18 protein-coding genes are annotated in these 20007 nt (G+C 56.2%); 4 read left to right on the top strand and 14 right to left on the bottom strand.

Going from position 1 to position 20007, the window contains the following annotated elements; translation table 11 throughout:
- Window positions 1–207: 207 nt before the first annotated feature.
- The 10 genes from ACXAIC_RS22200 to ACXAIC_RS22155 form a co-directional block, all read right to left on the bottom strand.
- Window positions 208–1299: a hypothetical protein gene (locus ACXAIC_RS22200; protein WP_475185806.1), complete on the bottom strand. Its 1092-nt coding sequence runs from the start codon at window positions 1297–1299 to the stop codon at window positions 208–210.
- Between the two features lie 141 nt (window positions 1300–1440).
- On the bottom strand, window positions 1441–2142 hold the full coding sequence (locus tag ACXAIC_RS22195) for a class I SAM-dependent methyltransferase (protein ID WP_475185801.1): 702 nt from the start codon (window positions 2140–2142) through the stop codon (window positions 1441–1443).
- A 261-nt stretch (window positions 2143–2403) separates the two neighbouring features.
- On the bottom strand, window positions 2404–3867 hold the full coding sequence (locus ACXAIC_RS22190; RefSeq protein WP_475185797.1) for an AMP-binding protein: 1464 nt from the start codon (window positions 3865–3867) through the stop codon (window positions 2404–2406).
- Between the two features lie 65 nt (window positions 3868–3932).
- Window positions 3933–4976: an N-acetylneuraminate synthase family protein gene (locus ACXAIC_RS22185; RefSeq protein ID WP_475185795.1), complete on the bottom strand. Its 1044-nt coding sequence runs from the start codon at window positions 4974–4976 to the stop codon at window positions 3933–3935.
- A 20-nt stretch (window positions 4977–4996) separates the two neighbouring features.
- On the bottom strand, window positions 4997–6778 hold the full coding sequence (locus tag ACXAIC_RS22180) for a thiamine pyrophosphate-binding protein (protein ID WP_475185790.1): 1782 nt from the start codon (window positions 6776–6778) through the stop codon (window positions 4997–4999).
- The gene (locus tag ACXAIC_RS22175) at window positions 6775–7251 is read right to left on the bottom strand and encodes a 3-hydroxyacyl-ACP dehydratase FabZ family protein (RefSeq protein WP_475185786.1); all 477 of its coding nucleotides are present in this window, start codon (window positions 7249–7251) and stop codon (window positions 6775–6777) included. The genes ACXAIC_RS22180 and ACXAIC_RS22175 overlap by 4 nt, the downstream gene beginning before the upstream one ends.
- 9 nt (window positions 7252–7260) lie before the next feature.
- The gene (locus ACXAIC_RS22170) at window positions 7261–7500 is read right to left on the bottom strand and encodes a phosphopantetheine-binding protein (protein ID WP_475185782.1); all 240 of its coding nucleotides are present in this window, start codon (window positions 7498–7500) and stop codon (window positions 7261–7263) included.
- A gap of 41 nt (window positions 7501–7541) precedes the next feature.
- On the bottom strand, window positions 7542–8738 hold the full coding sequence (locus tag ACXAIC_RS22165) for an acyl-CoA reductase (protein ID WP_475185777.1): 1197 nt from the start codon (window positions 8736–8738) through the stop codon (window positions 7542–7544).
- Window positions 8739–8745: 7 nt separating this feature from the next.
- Window positions 8746–9810 carry a LuxE/PaaK family acyltransferase gene (locus ACXAIC_RS22160; RefSeq protein ID WP_475185773.1) on the bottom strand — a complete coding sequence of 355 codons (1065 nt, stop codon included), beginning with the start codon at window positions 9808–9810 and terminating at the stop codon, window positions 8746–8748.
- 231 nt (window positions 9811–10041) lie between these two features.
- The gene (locus ACXAIC_RS22155) at window positions 10042–11010 is read right to left on the bottom strand and encodes a polysaccharide deacetylase family protein (protein WP_475185767.1); all 969 of its coding nucleotides are present in this window, start codon (window positions 11008–11010) and stop codon (window positions 10042–10044) included.
- A 456-nt stretch (window positions 11011–11466) separates the two neighbouring features.
- On the opposite strand from ACXAIC_RS22155, the gene ACXAIC_RS22150 reads away from it, so the two are divergent.
- Complete coding sequence (locus ACXAIC_RS22150; RefSeq protein WP_475185763.1) at window positions 11467–11625, top strand: hypothetical protein; 159 nt, start codon at window positions 11467–11469, stop codon at window positions 11623–11625.
- A gap of 151 nt (window positions 11626–11776) precedes the next feature.
- Here the strand turns inward: ACXAIC_RS22150 and ACXAIC_RS22145 are convergent, their stop codons facing one another.
- Window positions 11777–12589 carry a ferredoxin--NADP reductase gene (locus ACXAIC_RS22145; RefSeq protein ID WP_475185759.1) on the bottom strand — a complete coding sequence of 271 codons (813 nt, stop codon included), beginning with the start codon at window positions 12587–12589 and terminating at the stop codon, window positions 11777–11779.
- A gap of 521 nt (window positions 12590–13110) precedes the next feature.
- On the opposite strand from ACXAIC_RS22145, the gene ACXAIC_RS22140 reads away from it, so the two are divergent.
- Window positions 13111–14145 carry a GlxA family transcriptional regulator gene (locus tag ACXAIC_RS22140; RefSeq protein ID WP_475185756.1) on the top strand — a complete coding sequence of 345 codons (1035 nt, stop codon included), beginning with the start codon at window positions 13111–13113 and terminating at the stop codon, window positions 14143–14145.
- Between the two features lie 121 nt (window positions 14146–14266).
- Here the strand turns inward: ACXAIC_RS22140 and ACXAIC_RS22135 are convergent, their stop codons facing one another.
- On the bottom strand, window positions 14267–15076 hold the full coding sequence (locus tag ACXAIC_RS22135; RefSeq protein WP_475185753.1) for a substrate-binding periplasmic protein: 810 nt from the start codon (window positions 15074–15076) through the stop codon (window positions 14267–14269).
- 547 nt (window positions 15077–15623) lie between these two features.
- Here ACXAIC_RS22135 and ACXAIC_RS22130 point away from each other — a divergent pair.
- On the top strand, window positions 15624–16853 hold the full coding sequence (locus tag ACXAIC_RS22130; RefSeq protein ID WP_475185749.1) for a winged helix-turn-helix domain-containing protein: 1230 nt from the start codon (window positions 15624–15626) through the stop codon (window positions 16851–16853).
- A 156-nt stretch (window positions 16854–17009) separates the two neighbouring features.
- Entirely contained in the window at window positions 17010–17726 is a 717-nt protein-coding gene (locus tag ACXAIC_RS22125; protein ID WP_475185744.1) for a hypothetical protein, read from the top strand.
- Between the two features lie 17 nt (window positions 17727–17743).
- On the opposite strand, the gene tdh is transcribed toward ACXAIC_RS22125, so the two are convergent.
- Entirely contained in the window at window positions 17744–18787 is a 1044-nt protein-coding gene (gene tdh / locus ACXAIC_RS22120; RefSeq protein WP_475185740.1) for an L-threonine 3-dehydrogenase, read from the bottom strand.
- Window positions 18784–19971, bottom strand: coding sequence for a glycine C-acetyltransferase (locus tag ACXAIC_RS22115; protein WP_475185737.1), 1188 nt, complete (start codon window positions 19969–19971; stop codon window positions 18784–18786). The genes tdh and ACXAIC_RS22115 overlap by 4 nt, the downstream gene beginning before the upstream one ends.
- Window positions 19972–20007 lie beyond the last annotated feature (36 nt).

Here is a 20007-nt window from a genome sequence, read left to right as displayed (position 1 = left end):
TCATTAAGGGCCCTTAAATGTCCATTTAATTAAGCGGACACTTAACGCACCAAATCGAAAAGCGGCAGGTCGGGTTCAACGGACGCTCACAATTTGTTGCTGTTTGCAATCAGTTAAAAAGACTATTCGGTTTACTGAAGGCAAAGATTCCAGCTGCAACTTTCGGCTTGAGCATCGGGCGAGATAAGAGAATCGTGAGGGGTTCCCTTATCCCGCCCGATTCTCTAGTGCCCATCCATGGATATGCCGGGGAACAATCTGATCTCCAGCTCCTTTAAAAAGGACGACAGGCTTTTCTTCGGAGCCAGAAACATTCATCCGAACACCGCAAAATACCTTGGAGTTTTTTTCCTCAAAAGGAAAAAAATTGTTGGGAACTATGGCTTCAGACTGATCTGGATCCAGGAAGCGGAAACCGGCGTGAAGGAAGACTTCATCATCCATCCCAGAAACCATCACATCCACGTGACGGCATTCCTCAACCATCGCTTTGTTTTTTAAAAACGAAAGAACAATAGGGAAATCGATAAGGTTACCAAAATAATCATAAAGCCTAAGAATTTTTCCGATAGGCGTAGAGTAGATCGCGGTTGCGAACAAAATTCGCCTTCCCAATGTTAAACCACTAAACGTCTCGAATTTTTGAGATAAATTTTCGATATATGTTTTTTTAAAGTACCAAAAATCTTTCTCAGGCAAGAAGTCTGATTGCGGGAAAGCTTGCTTCAAATCGTTGAGAAACGTTTCATCATTCGGGTCAATCTTCTTTATTTGTCCACCAGCGCCAATTCTTTCGTCGCTCTCCCAATATTCAGGTCGCCAATAGAATTGTTTATACTGAGAACATACATGACCGACCCGTCTATAAAACGGCAACAGCCTCTCAATTATTCCTGCTGTAAAAAAAGCCTCTACCTTAAGATCTTCCAAAAATAACTTCATTGAAGCTTGACCTAAAAAAGGAACGCCCTCAACGGGCTTAAACAAAAATAAGCATCCAGCTGCATGTTTGCGCCCTATATTATAATAAAGAAAGGGCCACACTCCAACAAGCTCATCTTGCAAGAATGCGCCGTAAATATTAAGACCACTCTCATCTTCAAAGAAGTGGCGTAAAAGTTCGGGACTTCTCACATAGCTATGGTCTACCGAATAGTTTTCCGCAACAAAATCACGAAAGAGATCCAGCTCATCAAGTCTAAGAACTCTTCGAGATACTTGAGGTTTTGACACCATTTCCGGACCACCACTTCTCTGGCAGGCAGCTGCCGGAGAGGCTAACGAGAACAATTCCAGCAATATAGGCACCTATTTGTATCTGGAATTGCATCAAAGAAACAAGTTAGAGGGCTCTCCAGCCTCGGTTTGAAGCAGCAATGCGCTCGATAGCAGCTCTATTCTCTTCGGATAGATTGAAGCTGGCTTCTTGCGCATGACCCATCAATTAAAAACACCTACAAGATAGTATCGGCTCGCATAAGTTTTCGTCAAGATAATATCGCGCCTTACATGCACCATTTCGAGAATTTTAACTCTTCCTTCTAAAAGTTTTTCTATTTTTATACGATCATAGTAGTTTTGTATGGTTCCAAATTCGGTCTTTTTACTAACTGTCACTTCGCCGCAAAATCCTGGATCTAGATCACTATCCTCGTTGCTGATCAAGTCAAGAAAAACCATAGCTCCTGGTTTCACCACCCGGTGAATTTCGGGCATACACTCCTGAGCAATCTCAAATTTCATTGAATCCAGCACGCCCGTTGAAAATGCCAGGTCGAAAAAATTGTCATCAAAAGGCAACTTTCTCCCATCCGCCTGTTTCAACTTCTTTTCAACATCCGAAATGCCAGCCGACCCGAGCCATTTTCTTCCCGCCTCGATTGCCTCTGATGAGTGATCTATTCCATAGCCTTCAAAGCCAAATTCATGGAACATCTTCACATAACGCCCCATGCCGCATCCAAAATCGAATGCCCGCATTCCGGCGGTAAACCCATCGAGATATGTCGTTTCGTTTGGTCCGACCCTGCGCGCCACGCGATGTGAGAAAAGGCGAACTATCTCTTCATGAGGATAGAAATAGTGGTTCTCTTTGCGTAGGTACGACTGGTCCCAGTGCTCTTGTCTGGTTGCCTCACTCATGCGGATTGCTTTTCTGTTCGGAATGATCGAATTCTAGGATCTCAAAAATATCAGCCTTTTATCCCTAGCTTGCAATGACGAGAATCCACTTTCCAACATTTAAGCCTCTTCAAAACCGGTTATACAAAGTCTCCAAAGCCCATCAAGCTTGCTGCATCTCAACAGATCGGCACTTTCAGCCCCGCTTGGGCGACCATATCAAGCGGTCTTGGCAAGTGATTAGTCGTTTCAATGCCGTCAGGCTCCTGGTTCTACGGGCCTTCACCCTCGCCCCCCCTCCTCAAGACTTTGCAGCTCACCATAGGCCACCTTGCCGCTGTCCGTTCTGGGGAGCATGGCAATCTCCTTGAAGACAAGGTCCCGTGTCTGAAGCTTTAGCCTTGCGGCCAGTTGGCCCCTCACCGCTTGTGCCTGATCCGCCGGTTCATGAAAGACAATCAGGCGGTCCTCCACACAGATACAAGCCGCCGGAAAGGCCAATTCACGGGTCAGGATCGTTTCAATGTCATCCAGGGAAAGACTGTGGCCATAGAGTTTCGCAAAGCGTTTCTTGCGGCCCGTGATGAACAGAAATCCGTCCGCGTCCAGATAGCCCAGATCCCCTGTCCGGAGCGTGCCCTGCCAGTCGTCGTCCCGGGCAAGATCTTCGGCGCCAAGAGCATAGCCCATGGCGACATTGGGGCCCTGATAGAGGATCTCTCCGGAAGGGCTGGCCACCGCGCTCATGTCCGGCCTCGGCTCTGCTTCTGTCTCCGCCCTCATTTCCGGTCCGCGCCCGGCGTCCACCTGAAGCCTGCCCCCTTGCAAGGCCTTGCCTGCACTGGCGATCTTGTGCGGAAAGTCATTCACGCAAAAACAGCTGATGCGGGTTGTCGCCTCCGCCTGGCCATACATGATGAAGAACCGTTTCCCGGTGGTCTGGCACCAATCCAGAAAATAGGCGCTCGTATCCGGCTGCAATTTTCCCCCTGCCTGGGCCAGAAGCCTCAGATCCGGCAGGTCCTGCCGGCTGATCTTGAACTTCTTCAGCAAATCGAAGGTGAACGGCACACCGTAAAGGCATCTCACAGACCGGTCTTTCACGAGGTCCCAGAAGGGCCGCTGGACGACCGCGTGGTTGGTGAGATGAAGGGTCGATCCAACGGCAAGATGGGTGTGCAGGACCGAGAGGCCGAATGTGTAATTCATCGGCAGGGTCGTGACAGCTGACAGATCAGCTTCAAGGTGAAGGCTTTCGATGATGGCGGCGGTGTTTTCCAAAAGGTTCTGGCGGCTTTGGCGGACCAGCTTCCGGCTTCCCGTGGACCCTGACGTTGTGGCCAGAAGCGCCAGATCCGGATGACAGGCCACGCTGTCGCCGCCGCGCCGTGTCAACAGCCGATAGCCTTCGCTTTCAAAGGCCGGAAGATAGCCCTCAAGCCCGGCCGCATAGGAGGCCGGACACCAGATATGACGCGGGCGGTACGCATCCACATAGCCTTTGAGAACCGGAGGCTCAATTGTGGCGCTCAACATCACCGGCACGGTGCCTGTCTCCAGAAAGGCCAGATAGCCGGCAAGGCAACCGGCGCTGGTGTCGCACAGACAGATCACGAGCTGTGCGCCGGACGTCTCCAAATGCGCGGACAGGGCTTCGCCGGACGCAATCAGCTCCTCATAGCGGATCGTCTGGCCGGTTTCTGTGTGCAGCGCGACCCGTCCGGCAAATCTTTGAAGATCAAACATTCCGGCCAAAGTCCCTTATATCGAGCGGAATTCGGGCGCAAAGGCGCCCGGTCTTGCCCGCCGTGTCACGATTTCCCTTCCACAGGCTGGACATGCGCCTCGGTCAGAACCTCCCCTTCGCCAAGGGCGGTCAGGAGCGGCTTGCCGAGGAAAGACGCGATCCGGTCCGGTGCCAGTCCGGTCCCGGGACGTTTGAAGACGATATCGTCCGCGCTCACCACCTCGCCTTCCGCAAGATCCCTGAGCGCGACGGCGCTGCGCCGCATCACCTGCCGCTGTGCAATTTCGTCTTCCGTCAGCACCCTGTCCCGGCTGCCCAGTGCCTGGGCCGCGCTCCGGCAGAAGGTCACCATCTGGGCAAACGCATCCGGCTCTGTGGCCATCTGGTTGTCCATACCAATCTGGCTGCTGTCGAGCGTGAAGTGTTTTTCGATCACCTGCGCCCCCAGCGCGACGGCGGCAATGGCCGCTTCCGGGCCCTTGGTGTGATCGGAATAGCCGATATCGATCCCGGGAAACCGCTCATTGAACAAGGAAATGTTGTTCAGATTGCAAGCCTCCGGCGGGCACGGGTAAAGGGACACGCAATGCAGCAGACACAGGCCACCGGATGTCTGCTGTGCCTCAAACACGCCCACCGCCTGTTCGATTTCCTCCAAACTGCCCATGCCGGTCGACAGGATCGTGTAGACATTCTTGCGCGCGATATACTCCAGATATGGAAGGTTGTTCAGATCCATCGACGCGATTTTGACAAAGGCCGCCCCGCATTCCTCGACGAGAAAATCCACCTCATCTGTTGAATAGGGTGTGGAGGCAAACCCGATCCCAATCCCGTGGCAGAATGTTGCCAGTTCCTTCAGCTCGTCCGGACCCATGGAATATTTCTTAAAGAACCGTTTGGCGATCGGGTTCTGCTTGAAATAGGACGATGCATAAAGGCTGTCTTCCGTCCAGGACTGAAACTTGACGCAGTCCACGCCCATGTTCTTGCAGGACGTGATCATGTCCCGGGCGAGATCGGTCTTGCCGAAATGGCTGGTGTTCAGTTCGGCCACGATATAGGGCGCGGTCCCGCTCGCCGGGGCCGGCACATGGGTCTGGGTCAAGAGCTTGTGCCTCTCTCTGTTTACTGGTCGATCACAGGAACAATCATTTCCCGCAAGAATGTCTCGCGTTCCAGAAAGGGAAACTGATCCTCCAGGGGCCGGCGGACAAATTTCCGGTCCTGGTTCTTGGCAAACGCCACCTCAAGATAAACCTGATCAGCCAGTCCACCGATCTCAATCAGCATGGGCCCGGGCGCCCGCAGCAGGCTGTGCAGCCGGGTCTCAAGCGTTGACAAGTCCTGCAGGAGAACATGCTCAATGCCGAACCCGGCAGCAACTTTCCCAAAATCCGGAACGCTGACACCGTTCGACAGATCGGTGCCGATGGTGCGTTTGCGGAACAACTCGTTCTGGCGGCGCTTGATGATGGCATAGCCATTATTATTCACCACAATGAGCTTCACCGGAAATCCGTGATGGGCGATGGTTTGCAGCTCCTGCAAATTCATCATCACAGACCCGTCCCCGATCACGGCAACTGTCGGTTTTTCTGTTGCAGCAAATGCCCCCACCGCCGCGGGCAAGGCAAATCCCATGGCCCCCTGATAAACCGGGTGAAGACAGTTCTGGCCCTGTGAGAAACGGATATTCGTGGGCAGAATGACATCAATGAACCCGGAATCACAGATGAAATTGGCCTCTTCCGGCAGCACCGCCGACAGTACATTTGCCAGATTGTGCAGATCAATGGCGGCCCCGTCATCCTGCCATTGATCGAGGCCCTCAAAGAACGCCTTCCAGTGCTGGCATTTGGACAGCCATTGCGTCTTGGGCTCCAGTTCCAGCGTCACAAGCTGTTCCAGCACCGGCGCCGGTCTTTGGGGGATCACCCTGGCAAACAGATCCTTGTGCCGCTCATATTCCGCCGTGGTTTCGTCAACGGCCACGATTTCCGCAGCCCGCGCGAATTTTTCAACATCCGCGCCCAGAACCGACGACGGCAGGCGGGAGCCGAGCACCAGCAGGAAATCCGCATTCTGGACCGCGAAGGCCCCGGCCCGCGAACATCCCATGACGCCAACCGAGCCGATGGAGTGGCTGTGGCCGGCCCCATAGGCATCCACAGCAGCAGATGTGTAGGTCACCGGAATATCGGCCGCTTCAGCCAACCGCTTGACGATCTCGGCACCGCCGTCGAGTTTCGCGCCCCCGCCAATCAGGAGCACAGGGCGTTCGGCCGCCTCCAGCTTCTGCTTCAAAAACGCCATATCTCCGGCGTCTGGATGGGCCGATCTGGCTGTTTCAGACCGGTATCCCTCCAGGTCCTCAGGATCGATCCGCATGTTTTGAACATCAAGGGGAATGTCGATCCAGACCGGCCCCGGACGGCCTTGCTGTGCCAGAGCGGCCGTCTTTTCCAGTTCGTAGCGGATCCGGCCGGGATCGCTGATGAAGGCCGCGTGTTTGGTCACCGGTGAGACGATCTCAACAATATCGGCTTCCTGCTGGCCATAAGTCCGGATCGGCTCTCCCGTGTGGCGCGTGGTCTCCGCAAGCGTGTTCTGGCCGGAGATGAAAAAGCACGGGATCCCGTCCTGCCAGGCCGTCAACACTCCGGTCAGCGCATTGGTCGAGGCACATCCGGTGGAGGTCAGGCAGACACCGGGACGGCCCGAAGCTGCCGCATAGGCAACCGCTGCAAAAGCCGCCGCCTGTTCGTGATGGGGACAGATGGGAACAAGCGCTTCGTTCTTTGCCACCGCATCAGAGAGAAACAGAGCCCCCCGCCCGGTCACCAGAAAGATGTGGCGGGCGCCCTGCGCGGCCAGAAAGTCGAACACATAGTCAGCGACCCGGATCAAGAATGCTTCTCCCGCATTTTCTTGAAGATGGCGTCCGTCGCCGAGCGGATCGACACGACAAAATCGGCGCAACAGGCGAATTCCTCGCCCACATGCGCCTCTGCCCGGCCCCGCGCGATGCCCCGCTTCAGGCTCTCAAGCGTGGCGCGCACCACAAGCGTGTCGCCCGGGACCAGCTGGCGCCGGAAACTGGCATTGTTCAGGTTGAGGAAATTGGTCTTGCTGCCCTTGTGTTCGGGCAAGGTCAAAAACGTCATGATGAAGGTCTGCACCATGGTTTCAATCATGATGAACCCCGGAACGGACGGCTCGTCTTCGTAGTGGGCGGGAAAGAACCATTCATTGTAGCTGAAGGCCTTGATCCCGGTCGCGCAAGCGCCCGGTTCCACATCCACCACCTTGTCCAGAAACAGGATCGGATGCCGGTTTTGCTGGCATTCCTTGATCCCTGAAATATCAAAACTCAAGGCCATCAGCGCTGCTCAAACCGTGATTTCGTATCGTGACAGCACTTCCTTGCCCTTCTGGAAGTCGGAAATATCCGTGATATCGTCAATATCCATTTCAATCCCGAATTCTTCTTCCAGAGCGGCCACCAGATTCATGTGGCCAATGCTGTCCCACTCGGGAATGTCCTGATATTTCAGCCCATCCAGATCCTCCTTGGCCACAGGAAAGGCGTCCTGAAAGCACTTGATGTATTTTTCGATATTCTCTGACATGTTAAGTCCTGTATTAAAGCGCTGAATGCCTCGGCGCAGTGTTAGTGTATGGCCACCCGGCGGGACATGTGGCTGATCAGGTCATAGCCATCCCACACAAGCTCGAAGGCCGTTGCGGTGCCCATTTTAACCACGCGGTCGGCCCTGATTTTCAGGGAGGGTTGCACCAGAAGCGGCGCAAGCTCCGCACCGTCGAAACCGAAATAGGTGACCGTCTGCAATTTCGGATGCCGCATGTCCGGCAGATCGCTGAGCTGGTCCACATCCGCCTGCAGGAAAAACCCGCTGCCGGTGACATAGGTTGGATCGCACAATTGCTCCGGCGCGGCCTGAACCACAAAGTTTCCTGTCTTGCGGCAGATCTCAAGCTCCGGCTGATGACCGTCAACGGCAAGGCTGGCAACTGTCATCAGCTTCGTTGCCGCAGCCCCTTCAGGGCACCGGTATTCCCGCTCTGCCATCAGATCATGCAAAACCGTCCAGAACCTGGTCTTGGCCTTTAGCGTCACGTCTTTCGGGCCCACCCAGAACACCGCTTTCGGCGAGGAACAGGCATTCTGGTCGAACACAAACGTATCGTTGAAAAACGCGGCCGCCACGCGCCCGGCCTCGCTCTCCTCCAGATAGGCCTGGCTGGCAACAAGACAGATCGAATAACGGTCGGCGAAGGTGACATCAAACGCTTGCGGTTTCAGCGGCGCCTTGCGGATGGTCGTGACGGTCGCATCACCGCCCCAGATGACCCGGACATCACAGACCCCCGCCAAAGCCTTGTTCAGCCCCTCCCCATGGGGGGCCTGGAACAGAAACAACCGGTCCCGGATCGGGTGATGTTCCTGAGCCGACAGCACCCGGTCCAAAGCGTCCAGCACCTTGTCCGCCTCAACCGAGGCTTTGTCCGACAGCCGGATGAGGCAGCTGTTTCCCGACAACAGCCCCGCAATCAGGGAATAGCAGAAATTGAGCGGCACATTTGACGGCGCATAGTGCAGGGACACGCCGCGCCCCAGACGGTAGACATCCTGCGCGCGCGCTTCAGTTGCCAGACGGTTCAAATGGCCCGGGCGGCAGAAAAACCCGAGACTGACAACGGCAGGAAAGGCCCGCATATCGGGCGCCATCAGCTGCCGTGACAGATCCGCCAGCATGGCCAGAACCGCGTCATCGAACACCGGCAACGGACCGGCCTGAAGGACGGCCTCCGGGCAAGCGGCGCCCGCCCGCCTGTGCAACGTCATACCTGGATCAAAGTGTGTCACTGCACCCCCTGACCTCGGCCGCTGCCACGCGGCCCAGAACCTTCAGATATTTGCCTTTCCGCCCGCAAGGACAATCATCCTCGCCGAGGAGCACACCCCTGTCCTCTGTCAAAAGAGAATGTCCCGGATAGGAATGCGGGAAAACGGACAGGGTCTGGATCAGACCCTCCGCGCCGGGGCCCAGGGTTTCAAGGGTCACCGGATCCCTGATCAGGACATCATTGAAAACGCTGCTATGCAGGTGCCCTTCTTCACACTCCACATAGATCGACCCGGTCTGTTCGACCATCCCATAATAGTCGTAAACCCGGGCAACCCCGAACTGCTCCTTCAAGCGTTGCTTGAAGTCTTTTGCTGAAACAGCTATTTTCATTAGCTTTTTCCAGCCACCTCCGTGAAGAACAATCGCATTGGACATGTCGATTGTCCGCCCCTCGGCCGCCAGAGCCTCGCAGAGGCTGGACCAGATCAGGAAGGTGAAACCGAAGACAAGAACGGGCTTGTGCCGATGGGTCTCAAAGAAGGCGGCGATTGTCTCCGCATCGGGCTGCAAATCGTCGTCCAGAGCGAAAACCGGATTGCGCCCGAACATGGAAAATCCCCGGATCGCCGCACCGCGCGCCGAAAACGCCCCGCTTGCACCAAGCGCTGAGCGTGTGTCGATCACCAGCATCGGCAAACGGCGCCCCCCCAGAACCGGCTGCAAAGTGCGTGTCAGGCCTTTTGTCTGGAGATTGGCCGTCTGTTTGTCGAGAACGATCTGAGATGGCGCCTGGCCACTCGTGCCGGAGGAGCGCATGGTTTTGAACGCCTGATCCTCCGGAATGCTTTGCAGCCGAAAGCGCTTGAAGGCACTTACGGGCAAAAACGGCACATCTTCGAGAGCCGTAACCAGCCGAGGGCCGCCAAAGAGCGCGTCCACAATCTGCTTGTATCGGCTGCAATGGGCGTAGTGGTGCTGCGTCAGGGCGTTGAGGGTCTCACACATCAAGGCCGCTTTTTCGGCCCGGGCCATCGAAAATGGCGGAATGTCCAAAACCTCATCCATCATTTTATGGCCCTGTTCGACGTCAAGCAGATGGCCCCGCGCCCCGAAGCTTCGCGCCGCCCGCTTGAAAGCCTGACCCGCTCCTGAGCGCGATTCGCTGATCTTTGTCTCTGTTGGAACTAAACGTGATTTTACAGGCCTCTGAAAGTCTGTGGCCCGGAATCGGTCATCTTTTCAGTGAGAAACCTTCCGAAAGAGACAGGAACACTCCGCCCCATCGCACCCTATCAATGACTAGCCTGCTTCGCTTGCGATCTTTGCTCCCGAAGCAGCGGTCATCTCTTTCATAATATTGGCATGGTCTTCGCGGTCAAATTCCAGCATAGACCGGCTTTCAACAGCCACAATATCGGCCCGGAAGCCAACTTTCACCCCAAGGCCCTTCAAGATACCCAAGGTTTCGGGACCGTAAGAATTGCAGGGATGGGAAACAGTGTCCACCTTGCGTCCCAGCAGTCTCTCCAACCCTGCCGCATTTGCCTCGTATTCGCGGCGCTGATGTGCGACTGGAAGTTTGGCCATGGTGGTTGGATGAGTGTGGGAGTGAAGCCCGATGATGTGGCCATCAGCGTCCAGCTCATTGACCTGTGCCGGGGTCAGCCACAAGTGCCGTGCAGCCTCTTCAACGGAAAAAGCCGCCTCTTCCATCAACCCCTCCATGAGCCTCTGATAGTCGGCATCCCGAAGGACCTGATCGCGCAGAAAACGAAACCATCGGTCCTCGCGGGTGTAGAAGCTTGCCTGCTTGAGATAGTCAGAAGCATCGAAAACCGCCTGGGCGCTTTGATAAGCACCGGCAAATTCATCGGCGGCGCGGCTGAAGAATGCTTCATAAAACGCACTGATATCCGGGAACCCCGTTGTACGGAACAGCCGGTAGATTTCCAGAGGCTCAACACCGCCGCTCAAAATCGACGTGTAGACAAACCAGAATGCAGTAAGCCCTCTGTCCCGAAGAACCGGCAAGGCAATGTCATATTGACAGGCCAGCGCATCATCGAAGGTGATGCAGACCTCATGGGGGGTCAATGTTCGCTGCTGCGCCCGCTCCAACCATGCTTTTGCATTCAGAATCTCGTGGCCGGTCTGGATAAAATCGAGCAGATCTCCGAATTCTGCGGCACTGATGCTTCCTTGCGCCACAGGATGACCGCCCCCATGGAAATGGTGAAACATCAATCCGGTCGGGCGTTCAAATCTCATGCCCTTGTTTTCCTTCAGCGCCGCATTTGTCAGTCCTGCAGTTTAAAGAAATTCTCCAGACAAAAGAAGAAATGCAGCACAACAAATGTGGATTACCACACTGGAGGACAGTTTGCTGGGCGAGAGCCCTCCCCGTCCGCCGTCAAAGCGGCTTAGCCGGTCATTTGGAAAACCGGAAGCAGCTCCCCAAACCCATGATTTCAGATTGCAGGTTCTGCACGCGGATGGCATAGAAAGGATCCGCACTGCCACTTCTCTGGAAAACAACCGGAAACAATGATGAACTTCAGGACTCTCGCGCCCGTCGTCCTTGCTCTGCTGGTGTCTGCGGCCTTCACCGGCCCGTCTTGGGCAGATGCCCCGACGCATGAGCAGAAGCAGAGATTTATGAATTTCTGCCTGCAAACGAAAAAAGCAAGGGTGTGCAAGTGTTTTTACAAAGGCAACGCAGCCGTTATGAACGAACAGCAGATGGAATTGGCCATCGCCTATCTCCTCAAAGACAAAAAGGCGCAAACTGCCATTCAGGCAGATCCAGGCTTCGACATGGCAGACTATAATGCGCTTGGCCAGAAGGCCATGATCCTGTCGCTCACATGTCTGAGCAGCAACTGACGCACATCGCGTTTCATCGGATTTGCCTGCCTCTGCCTCACATCAAAAATGTCGATGCAAAGGCAAAATGGTTTGGATCCCTGAAGACGTGACACGCTATGGGGCGCCGGAAGCTGCCCACCGAAATTGACGGAAGGGCCCGCGTGGGCCGTCAGCCGACAAAGGCCCGTTCAACAACGAATTCTGCAGGCTTGTTGTTGGCCCCTTCGCTCAAGCCTGCCTGTTCCAGCAGGGTCTTGGTGTCCTTGATCATGTCCATGGACCCGCAGATCATGCCTCGGTCGACAGCCGGGTCGAGTGGCGGGACGCCCAGGTCTTCGAACAACTTGCCGGACTGGATCAGGTCCGTGATCCGGCCGATGCGCGGAAAGTCCTCGCGGGTAACGGATGTGTAGTGGACCAGCTTGTCCCTGGCCAACTCCCCGATCAGCGGGTCATTCAGAGTTTCCTCGACCAGATCCTCACCATATTTCAGTTCAGCCACTTCCCGGCAGGTATGGGTCAGAATCACCTGATCGAATTTCTCATACGTGTCCGGATCGCGGATCAGGCTGGCAAAAGGCGCAATGCCCGTGCCGGTGGAGAACATATAGACCCGCTTGCCCGGAATAAGCGCATCATTGACCAGGGTGCCGGTCGGCTTTTTCTTCATCAGAACCGCATCCCCCGGCTGGATCTTCTGCAGATGCGAGGTCAACGGGCCGTCCGGCACCTTGATGGAGAAGAATTCCAGTTCCTCGTCCCAGGACGGGCTGGCGATAGAATAGGCCCTGTAGAGCGGTTTGCCATCAATCATCAGGCCAATCATGACAAATTCGCCGGAGCGGAAGCGGAAGCTTGCCGGGCGCGTCATCCGGAAGCGGAACAGCCGGTCGGTATAGTGCTGAACAGCCGTCACTTCTTCCACGAAAGCGCCAGCCGGTGCGGCGGCTTCCAGATCGGCGGGTTTGGCAAGAACGTTCATCTCAGTCAGGGTCCGTAGGTCTAAAATCTTGGATCAAGAGTACCTGATGTACTCCACAAGCGCTTTGAGGTGAAGCAACGCAGACCCACAAATCCGCGAATTTGCAAAAAAACATCCCAAATTTCCCTGCACCGGCAAAGAACCTGACCTGCCTTGGGAGATCACCCCAAAGACAGCCCGCACCCAAGGGCCTTGGCGAGCAAATCCCTGGCGCGCTCCGGGTTCGGGATCAAACCGCCCCACACGCCAATGATCGCCAAATATATTTTGCAAACTTAGACAAAATAGCCTTTTAAAAACAACAAGATGACAACAGCCCTTCCGCAGGTCTGCGGAGAGACCGCAGGGCCGGACATCCCATTCTGGCACACTGGTGAAAGACCGTGCATCTGCCTATTTATGACACTTTTGGAAATTATCTGTACTAGTCTCGTTTTCTATTTGACAGCCAAATAAAAACGGGAACAATTACTGCAATAAGAAAAATTTGTGCAATATTTCCTTCCAATGAGGCAAAGTAAATGTCCGGACGCGCACACGAAGAAACAGGCCAATCCATAGCATTTGTGCTCATGGACCGGTTTTCCATGAATGCATTTGCGAGCGTGATCGAACCTCTGCGCCTAGCAAACCGGTTGCTTGGCCGCGACTATTACACATGGACAACTTTTTCCCTCGATGGAAATTCGGTTACCGCGAGCAACGGCTGCGCGGTGTCCGTCAATAAATCTATCAAAGACTTTAATGACGCCGATATTACTCTATTGTGTTCCGGAATCGACGTGGAAAGACTGCCCCTCGACGCAGATCTCGGCAACAAGCTGCGCCGCCTGAATGCGATGGGCCGCACCTTCGGCGCCATCTGCACCGGGGCCTATCTTCTGGCGCGCTACAACCTGCTTGATGGCCGCCGCTGCACGATCCATTGGGAGAACCTGCGCTCCTTGCGCGAGGAATTTCCGAATGTGGACGTGACCTCCGACCTCTTTGCCATTGACCGCAACTGCATCACCTGCGCAGGCGGGCTGGCATCCCTCGACATGATGCTGCGCCTGATCGCCATTCAGCACGGTGCCTATCTGGCCCATGAGGTGGCGGAAGTCGCGCTTTATCAGAATATGCGCTCCGGCGAATCCGCCCAGCGGCACGATATTGAAGCCCGCACCGGCATTTCCAACGCCAAGATCCTTGACGCGATCCGGATCATGGACCTGCATATCGAAGACCCGCTCAGCTGCCAGCAGCTTGCCATGACAGTGAGCCTGTCGCCGCGCCAGCTGGAGCGGCTTTTCCGACGCCATTTCAACTGCACACCGGGGCAATATTATCTGCGCCTGCGCCTGGAAACCGCACGCGACCTGTTGCGCCGGACCAGCCGCCCGGTGCTGGATGTGGCGCTTGCCTGCGGCTTTGCCTCCACCTCCCATTTCACCAAATGCTACCGGGAGCGGTTCCTGTGCACCCCGACGGAAGAACGGCAATCCTATCAGTGGGCCAATGCCAAATCCGGCACCGGCCACAGCCCGGCCTCGCCGATGCGGCTCATTGCGAAATAAAAGCTGACCCCTAAGGCTTGAGTGGTCAGCTGGACGCCCCGATGGCAGAGGGCAAAAGGCAGAGCCCGGGGTAAAGGACTGATCATGAAGAGTAGAGTCTGGCAGCCGCCATGTCTGAGGATCAGTCCATTTTGACTTCGCCGGCGCGATAGGCTTCCAGAAGGTCACGGATCTCACCAGATTCAACCCGCTGTTTCAGGACCGCGTTGAACCGGTCCAGAAGATCCACACAGGGTGAGGCTTTGGAGAACATGAAATGCAAGGTGTTCACGGTCGCGGCCCAGGGCATTTCGACAACCTGACCTTCCACCCCAAGCTGCTCGATCATCCGCTGCCCTTCGCGGCGCGCCACAATCAGATAGTCAATCTTGTCTTCAGCTACCAGACGCATGTTGGTCAGGAAGTCTTCAAATGGCACCCGCCGGATAGTCAGATTCTCTGACAGATATTGCTCAAAGCCCTCCCCGAAGGAGGCTCCGAAGGGGGCCATGCCATGCAGCCCCTCCAGATCCTTGAGACCTGACGGCTCACGCGCCAGGCTGGCGCGCACAAAGACCGCGACATCTTCCGCCATGACCGGATAAGACAGCTCATATTTTTCCAGCCGCTCCCGGGTCCGGTAGGCTCCTGCCACCACGTCAATGTCCCCCTGGTCCAACAGAACAAAAAGCCGTTTCCAGGGCACACTGCGCCCAACCGTCACGGCAACATCCAGTTCCTGAAAAATGGATCTGGCAAGATCCGGAAACACCCCCATCAGGCTCTCTGAAGATCCGTCGCGCATGGAGACAGGAAACCAGAGGCTCGACCCATTCACCGTTGCATCGGTGCATTCTTTCACCTCGGCATGAGAGGCACCTCCCAGCGCGAAGAGAAGAAAAATTGCTATGCATTTCAGCCTGATAAGATAGATTTTGCTTTCCTTACGCATCTTCGCACCAGTTCGTTTTTCACCTTTTCTGCCAACTCTGTGAAAGACTGGCATTTTTTACAATTAAAAATTATTTTCAACAAATAATTTACTTGATTTTCATTCGTGCATCCATCTGATTTTCGTTTAAGTTGTGGCTAAACAATTAAACTTTCGTCTTTTTCACTTATCGTGAATGCAAGCGCCGGAACTCTCTCTTTTAACGGGTATCATCGTGGCGCCCCCCTTGCCTCTGGGGCAATCAATCTTTTCACAAGCCTTGGAAATCCCTTAATACCAACCTCAATAGCTAGGAACCGATCTGACCGTGTTTGGGGACTGTTCGGCAAGGAGCAGGTTGCAGGGCGATATGGTTTATCGTTCAAAACCTGGGACGCAGCTGAACAGTCCTCAAACACGGCCTCGGTGGCCTGCTCCGGCCCGCCGGACTGCGTTGCGCCGCTTGAACGGCCAACCAGGCCGTCCTGCACAACGCTCCTTGCCGGCCAATCCGGACCAGCGCCATCAGATGGGTTTCTATCTATTCAGGTTGGTATAAGGTGGTCGCATGACTGCCTCCCCCCCCAGGGTGTCGAATGCACTGGCGCGGCGCCTCTTTCTTCACAGACACGGGCTTTGCGCTGCGCCAAAAGGCAGCGGCAAAGGCGCCGATCTTGCAGACCTTGTCGACCGGCTCGGCTTCGTGCAGGTTGACAGCATCAACACCGTCTCGCGGGCGCATCACATGATCCTGTCCGCCCGGCGCCCGGCCTACCGGGAGAAGAACCTGAAACCCCTACTGGAGCGGGACCGGCTGCTGTTTGAGCACTGGACCCATGATGCGGCCGTGATCCCAACGCGGTTCTTTCCCCACTGGCACCTGCGGTTTGAGCGGGACCGCGCCAAACTGCTTGGCCGGTGGCGCAAATGGCGCCGGAATGAATTTGAACAAAAACTCGATGAGGTTCTGCAACAGGTCAGTGATCATGGCCCCGTAACCTCTGCCACGGTGGGGAAAGAGGAAAAGCGCAGCTCCGGCGGCTGGTGGGACTGGCATCCGTCCAAAACCGCCCTGGAATATCTGTGGCGGACCGGTGCGTTGTCCGTTTGCCGGCGCAATGGCTTTCACAAGGTGTATGACCTGACCGAGCGTGTCATTCCGGCCGAGCACCGCACACGGCAGCACGATCTGCAAGAGACCATTGACTGGGCCGCCAGGTCCGCTCTCGGCCGGCTCGGCTTTGCCACGTCAGGCGAACTGGCAGCCTTTTGGGATCTGATTGCCCCGCAGGAGGCCAAGACCTGGTGCCAGCAGGCGCTGCGCAGCAGAGAACTGATTGAAGCGGAGATTGAATGCAGCAACGGCGCGCTGCGAAAGGTGCTTTGCGATCCGCATACGCTCGACGCGCTTGACAGCCTCCCGGAAGCCACATCCCGAGTGCGGGTCTTGTCTCCCTTCGATCCGGCCCTGCGCGACCGCAAGCGTGCTGAACGCCTGTTTGGATTTTTCTACCGGATCGAGGTTTTCGTGCCCGAACCCAAGCGGCAATATGGCTATTACGTTTTTCCCATTCTGGAGGGAGAACGGCTGATCGGGCGCATCGACATGAAGGCAGAACGGAGCGCAGACCGGCTGCAGGTGCGCGCCTTCTGGCCCGAACCAGGGGTGCGGCCGGGCAAGGGACGCCTTGCCCGCCTGCAGGCCGAGCTGGACCGGGTGGCCCGGTTCAGCGGCTGCACAGACCTTGACTTTGAAAATGGCTGGCTGCGGGAACCTCAACGTCCAGCGGGCCCATAGCAATCTCAAGCGAGCTTGGGAGAACCGGACGGCATCCGTCCCGCCTGAAGCTTAGGCCGCCGGTCATCCAGGGCGCACATTTCTGCACTGACATATTGCGTTTGATCAAATCCAGGCCCGCCAAATGCGGCTATTCTTCCCTTTTGGAGGAACCCAATGGCGTCTACTGCTCTGAAGTCCTGGCCCAAACTGAGCGGACCGCATATTTGCATGGCTGCCGGACAGCGGGCGATGGAGCTTGCCCGAAAGGGGCTTTTGAATGCGGCGGAGCTGAAGGGCGGCAGTCTCACGCAAACGGACATCGCCGCGGTGTTCGACTTTCTGGCCGTCTCCCAGGATCTCTTCGACATTTACCGCTCGAATTATGAAGCCTGCGGCCAGATCCACCGCAGACAACCCTTTGTCGGCGCGAACAAGGACTTCTTTGCCATGTCCGTGCTGCGGTTCCTGTGTTTCGATGTCCTGCGCAAAACCTGCGCGCCCCAGATCAAGCGTGCGGATTCCGACTGGGAAATCGAGTTTTTGCAGGTTCTCACAAAATATGTCTGCGATACGGTCTCCGCCAGTTTCATTGAGGACCTCTCCAAAGCCTATCGCAGGCTGGCCAGGGAGCATGGCACGGCTATCACGGCCATGACGATTGCCAATGATGCGGAAATTCGCACCCGCGTGAAATCGGCAGCGGACGGGTTTCCGACTGAGCATATTGATTTCGTGAATTTCTCAAATGCGGTCAACAAGGCCCTGTCAGACAAATACAAGGATTACGGCCCCTCACCAATCAAGGTTTCAGAACCGGTGATTGAACAGTTTTTTCACGAGCTGCGCGCCAGTTCGAAAGGCAATTTCTTCCGCCAGCTTGCCTTTAGCTGACAAGACGGCCCTGCCGGTCAGCCAGACCAGGTCAGCACCACCTTGCCCGCCTCGCCCGACTTCATCGCGGCAAACCCGCTCTCGAAATCCTCCACATCAAACCGGTGGGTGATCACGCTGCGCACATTGAGACCGTTCTGCAGCATGGCGATCATCTTGTACCAGGTTTCGAAAATCTCCCGGCCATAGACCCCTTTCAAGGTGATCGCCTTGAAGACGATCTGGGACCAGTCGACGGGCGATTTGCCCGGCGGGATGCCCAGAAGTGCGATCCGGCCGCCCATGACAAGATGTTCCACCATCTGATCCAGCGCGGCCTGATTGCCCGACATTTCAAGGCCAACATCAAATCCTTCTCGCATGCCAAGGCTGTGCTCAACGCTTTTCAGATCCGCCTCGGCCACATTGACAGGGACCACATCGGTAACCCGGGTTGCCAAATCCAGGCGGGCCTGGTTGATATCGGTGATGACCACGTTGCGGGCCCCAGCATGCCGGGCGACCGCCGCCGCCATGATTCCAATCGGCCCGGCGCCCGTGATCAACACATCCTCGCCAACCAGATCAAAACTCAGCGCCGTGTGCACCGCATTGCCGAGCGGATCGAGAATGGTCCCGATTTCGTCATCTATGTCATCGGGCAGCGGCACCACATTGAAGGCGGGCAGGCGCAGATATTCGGCAAAAGCGCCCGGCTCGTTCACGCCAATGCCCCGTGTTTCCGGGTCCAGGTGAAACTTGCCCGCCCGGGACTGGCGGGACTGTTTGCCAATCAGATGCCCTTCGCCAGAGCAGCGTTGGCCGATGGCGAATTCGCTCACATTGCGGCCAAGTTCTACAATCTCGCCGGCGAATTCATGGCCGGTGATCAGCGGCACCGGAACCGTTCTGGCGGCCCACTCGTCCCAGTTCCAGATATGGATATCCGTACCGCAAATGCCGGTCTTGTGGATCTTGATCAGAACATCATCCGGCCCGATCTCCGGCACCGGGGCCCGGGTGATCCAAAGGCCCTCCCTGGGCTCCAGCTTGCTAAGGGCCTTCATCTGATTGCTGCTCATGACAGAACCCCCGTGTTCTTGCCTGCTTTTTCAAAAGCGGAGAGCGCCCGGTCCAGATCCGCCTGGCTCAATGCTGCATTCATCTGAGTGCGGATGCGGGCCTGGCCGCGTGGCACAACGGGAAAGAAGAAACCGGAGACATAGACCCCCTCTTCAAACAAGGCTGCTGCCATCGCCTGGGCCAGTTTTGCCTCCCCCAGCATGACGGGGATGATCGGGTGTTCCCCCGGGAGAAGGCTGAAGCCGAGCGCTTCCAGTCCGGCCCGCCAATAGCGGGAATTGTCAAACAGGCGCTGTCGCAGCCCATCGCCTTCTTCCACCAGCCGGATGGCCTCAAGACCGCTCATGACAATGGCGGGCGGCAGAGAGTTGGAAAAGAGATAGGGCCGCGCCCGCTGGCGCAGCAGATCGACAACCGGCTGAGGGCCTGCAATGTAACCGCCAATGCCGCCACCCAGCGCCTTGCCCAGCGTACCGGTGAGAATATCCACATCAACGCCGAAATGGGCAGGCGTGCCCTCCCCCTTTGGTCCCATGAAACCGGTGGCATGGCAGTCATCCACCATCACAACCGCGTCATAGGTTTTGGCCAGGGCGGTAATCTCCGGAAGCTTCGCCAGGTAGCCATCCATGGAAAAAACGCCATCTGTCGCAATCATGATATGCCGGGTGCCAGCCGCCCGCGCCTCTTTCAGCTTGGCCTCCAGATCTGCCATATCGGAATTGGCATAACGGTACCGCTTGGCCTTGCACAGGCGGATGCCGTCAATGATCGAGGCGTGATTGAGCTCGTCCGATATGATCGCGTCCTCCGGACCCAAAAGCGGCTCGAACAGGCCGCCATTGGCATCAAAACAGGCTGCAAACAGAATGGCATCATCCTTACCGAGAAAGCCAGCAAGACGCTGTTCCAGCTGGCGGTGAATGTCCTGGGTGCCGCAGATAAAGCGCACGGACGCCATACCGAAACCTTTGGGGGACAGGGCACTTCTTGCCGCCTCTTCAAGAGCGGGATCATCGGCAAGGCCGAGATAATTGTTGGCGCACAGATTGATGAGCTCGCGCCCGCCAACCTTGATCCACCCGCCCTGGGGCGAGGTGATCAGCCGCTCCTGCTTGAAAAGGCCCTCGGCCTCAATCTCTTGGAGCGTTGCAGTAATTTGGGACAGAAAGGCATGGGACACGGCCATCACTCCGGCAAACTGGATATTTTTTCCATT

This window comes from Roseibium sp. AWQ4_254 (assembly GCF_056161025.1).
The sequence above is the reverse complement of the archived record's forward strand: the minus strand, read 5'-3'. Positions and strand labels throughout refer to the sequence as shown.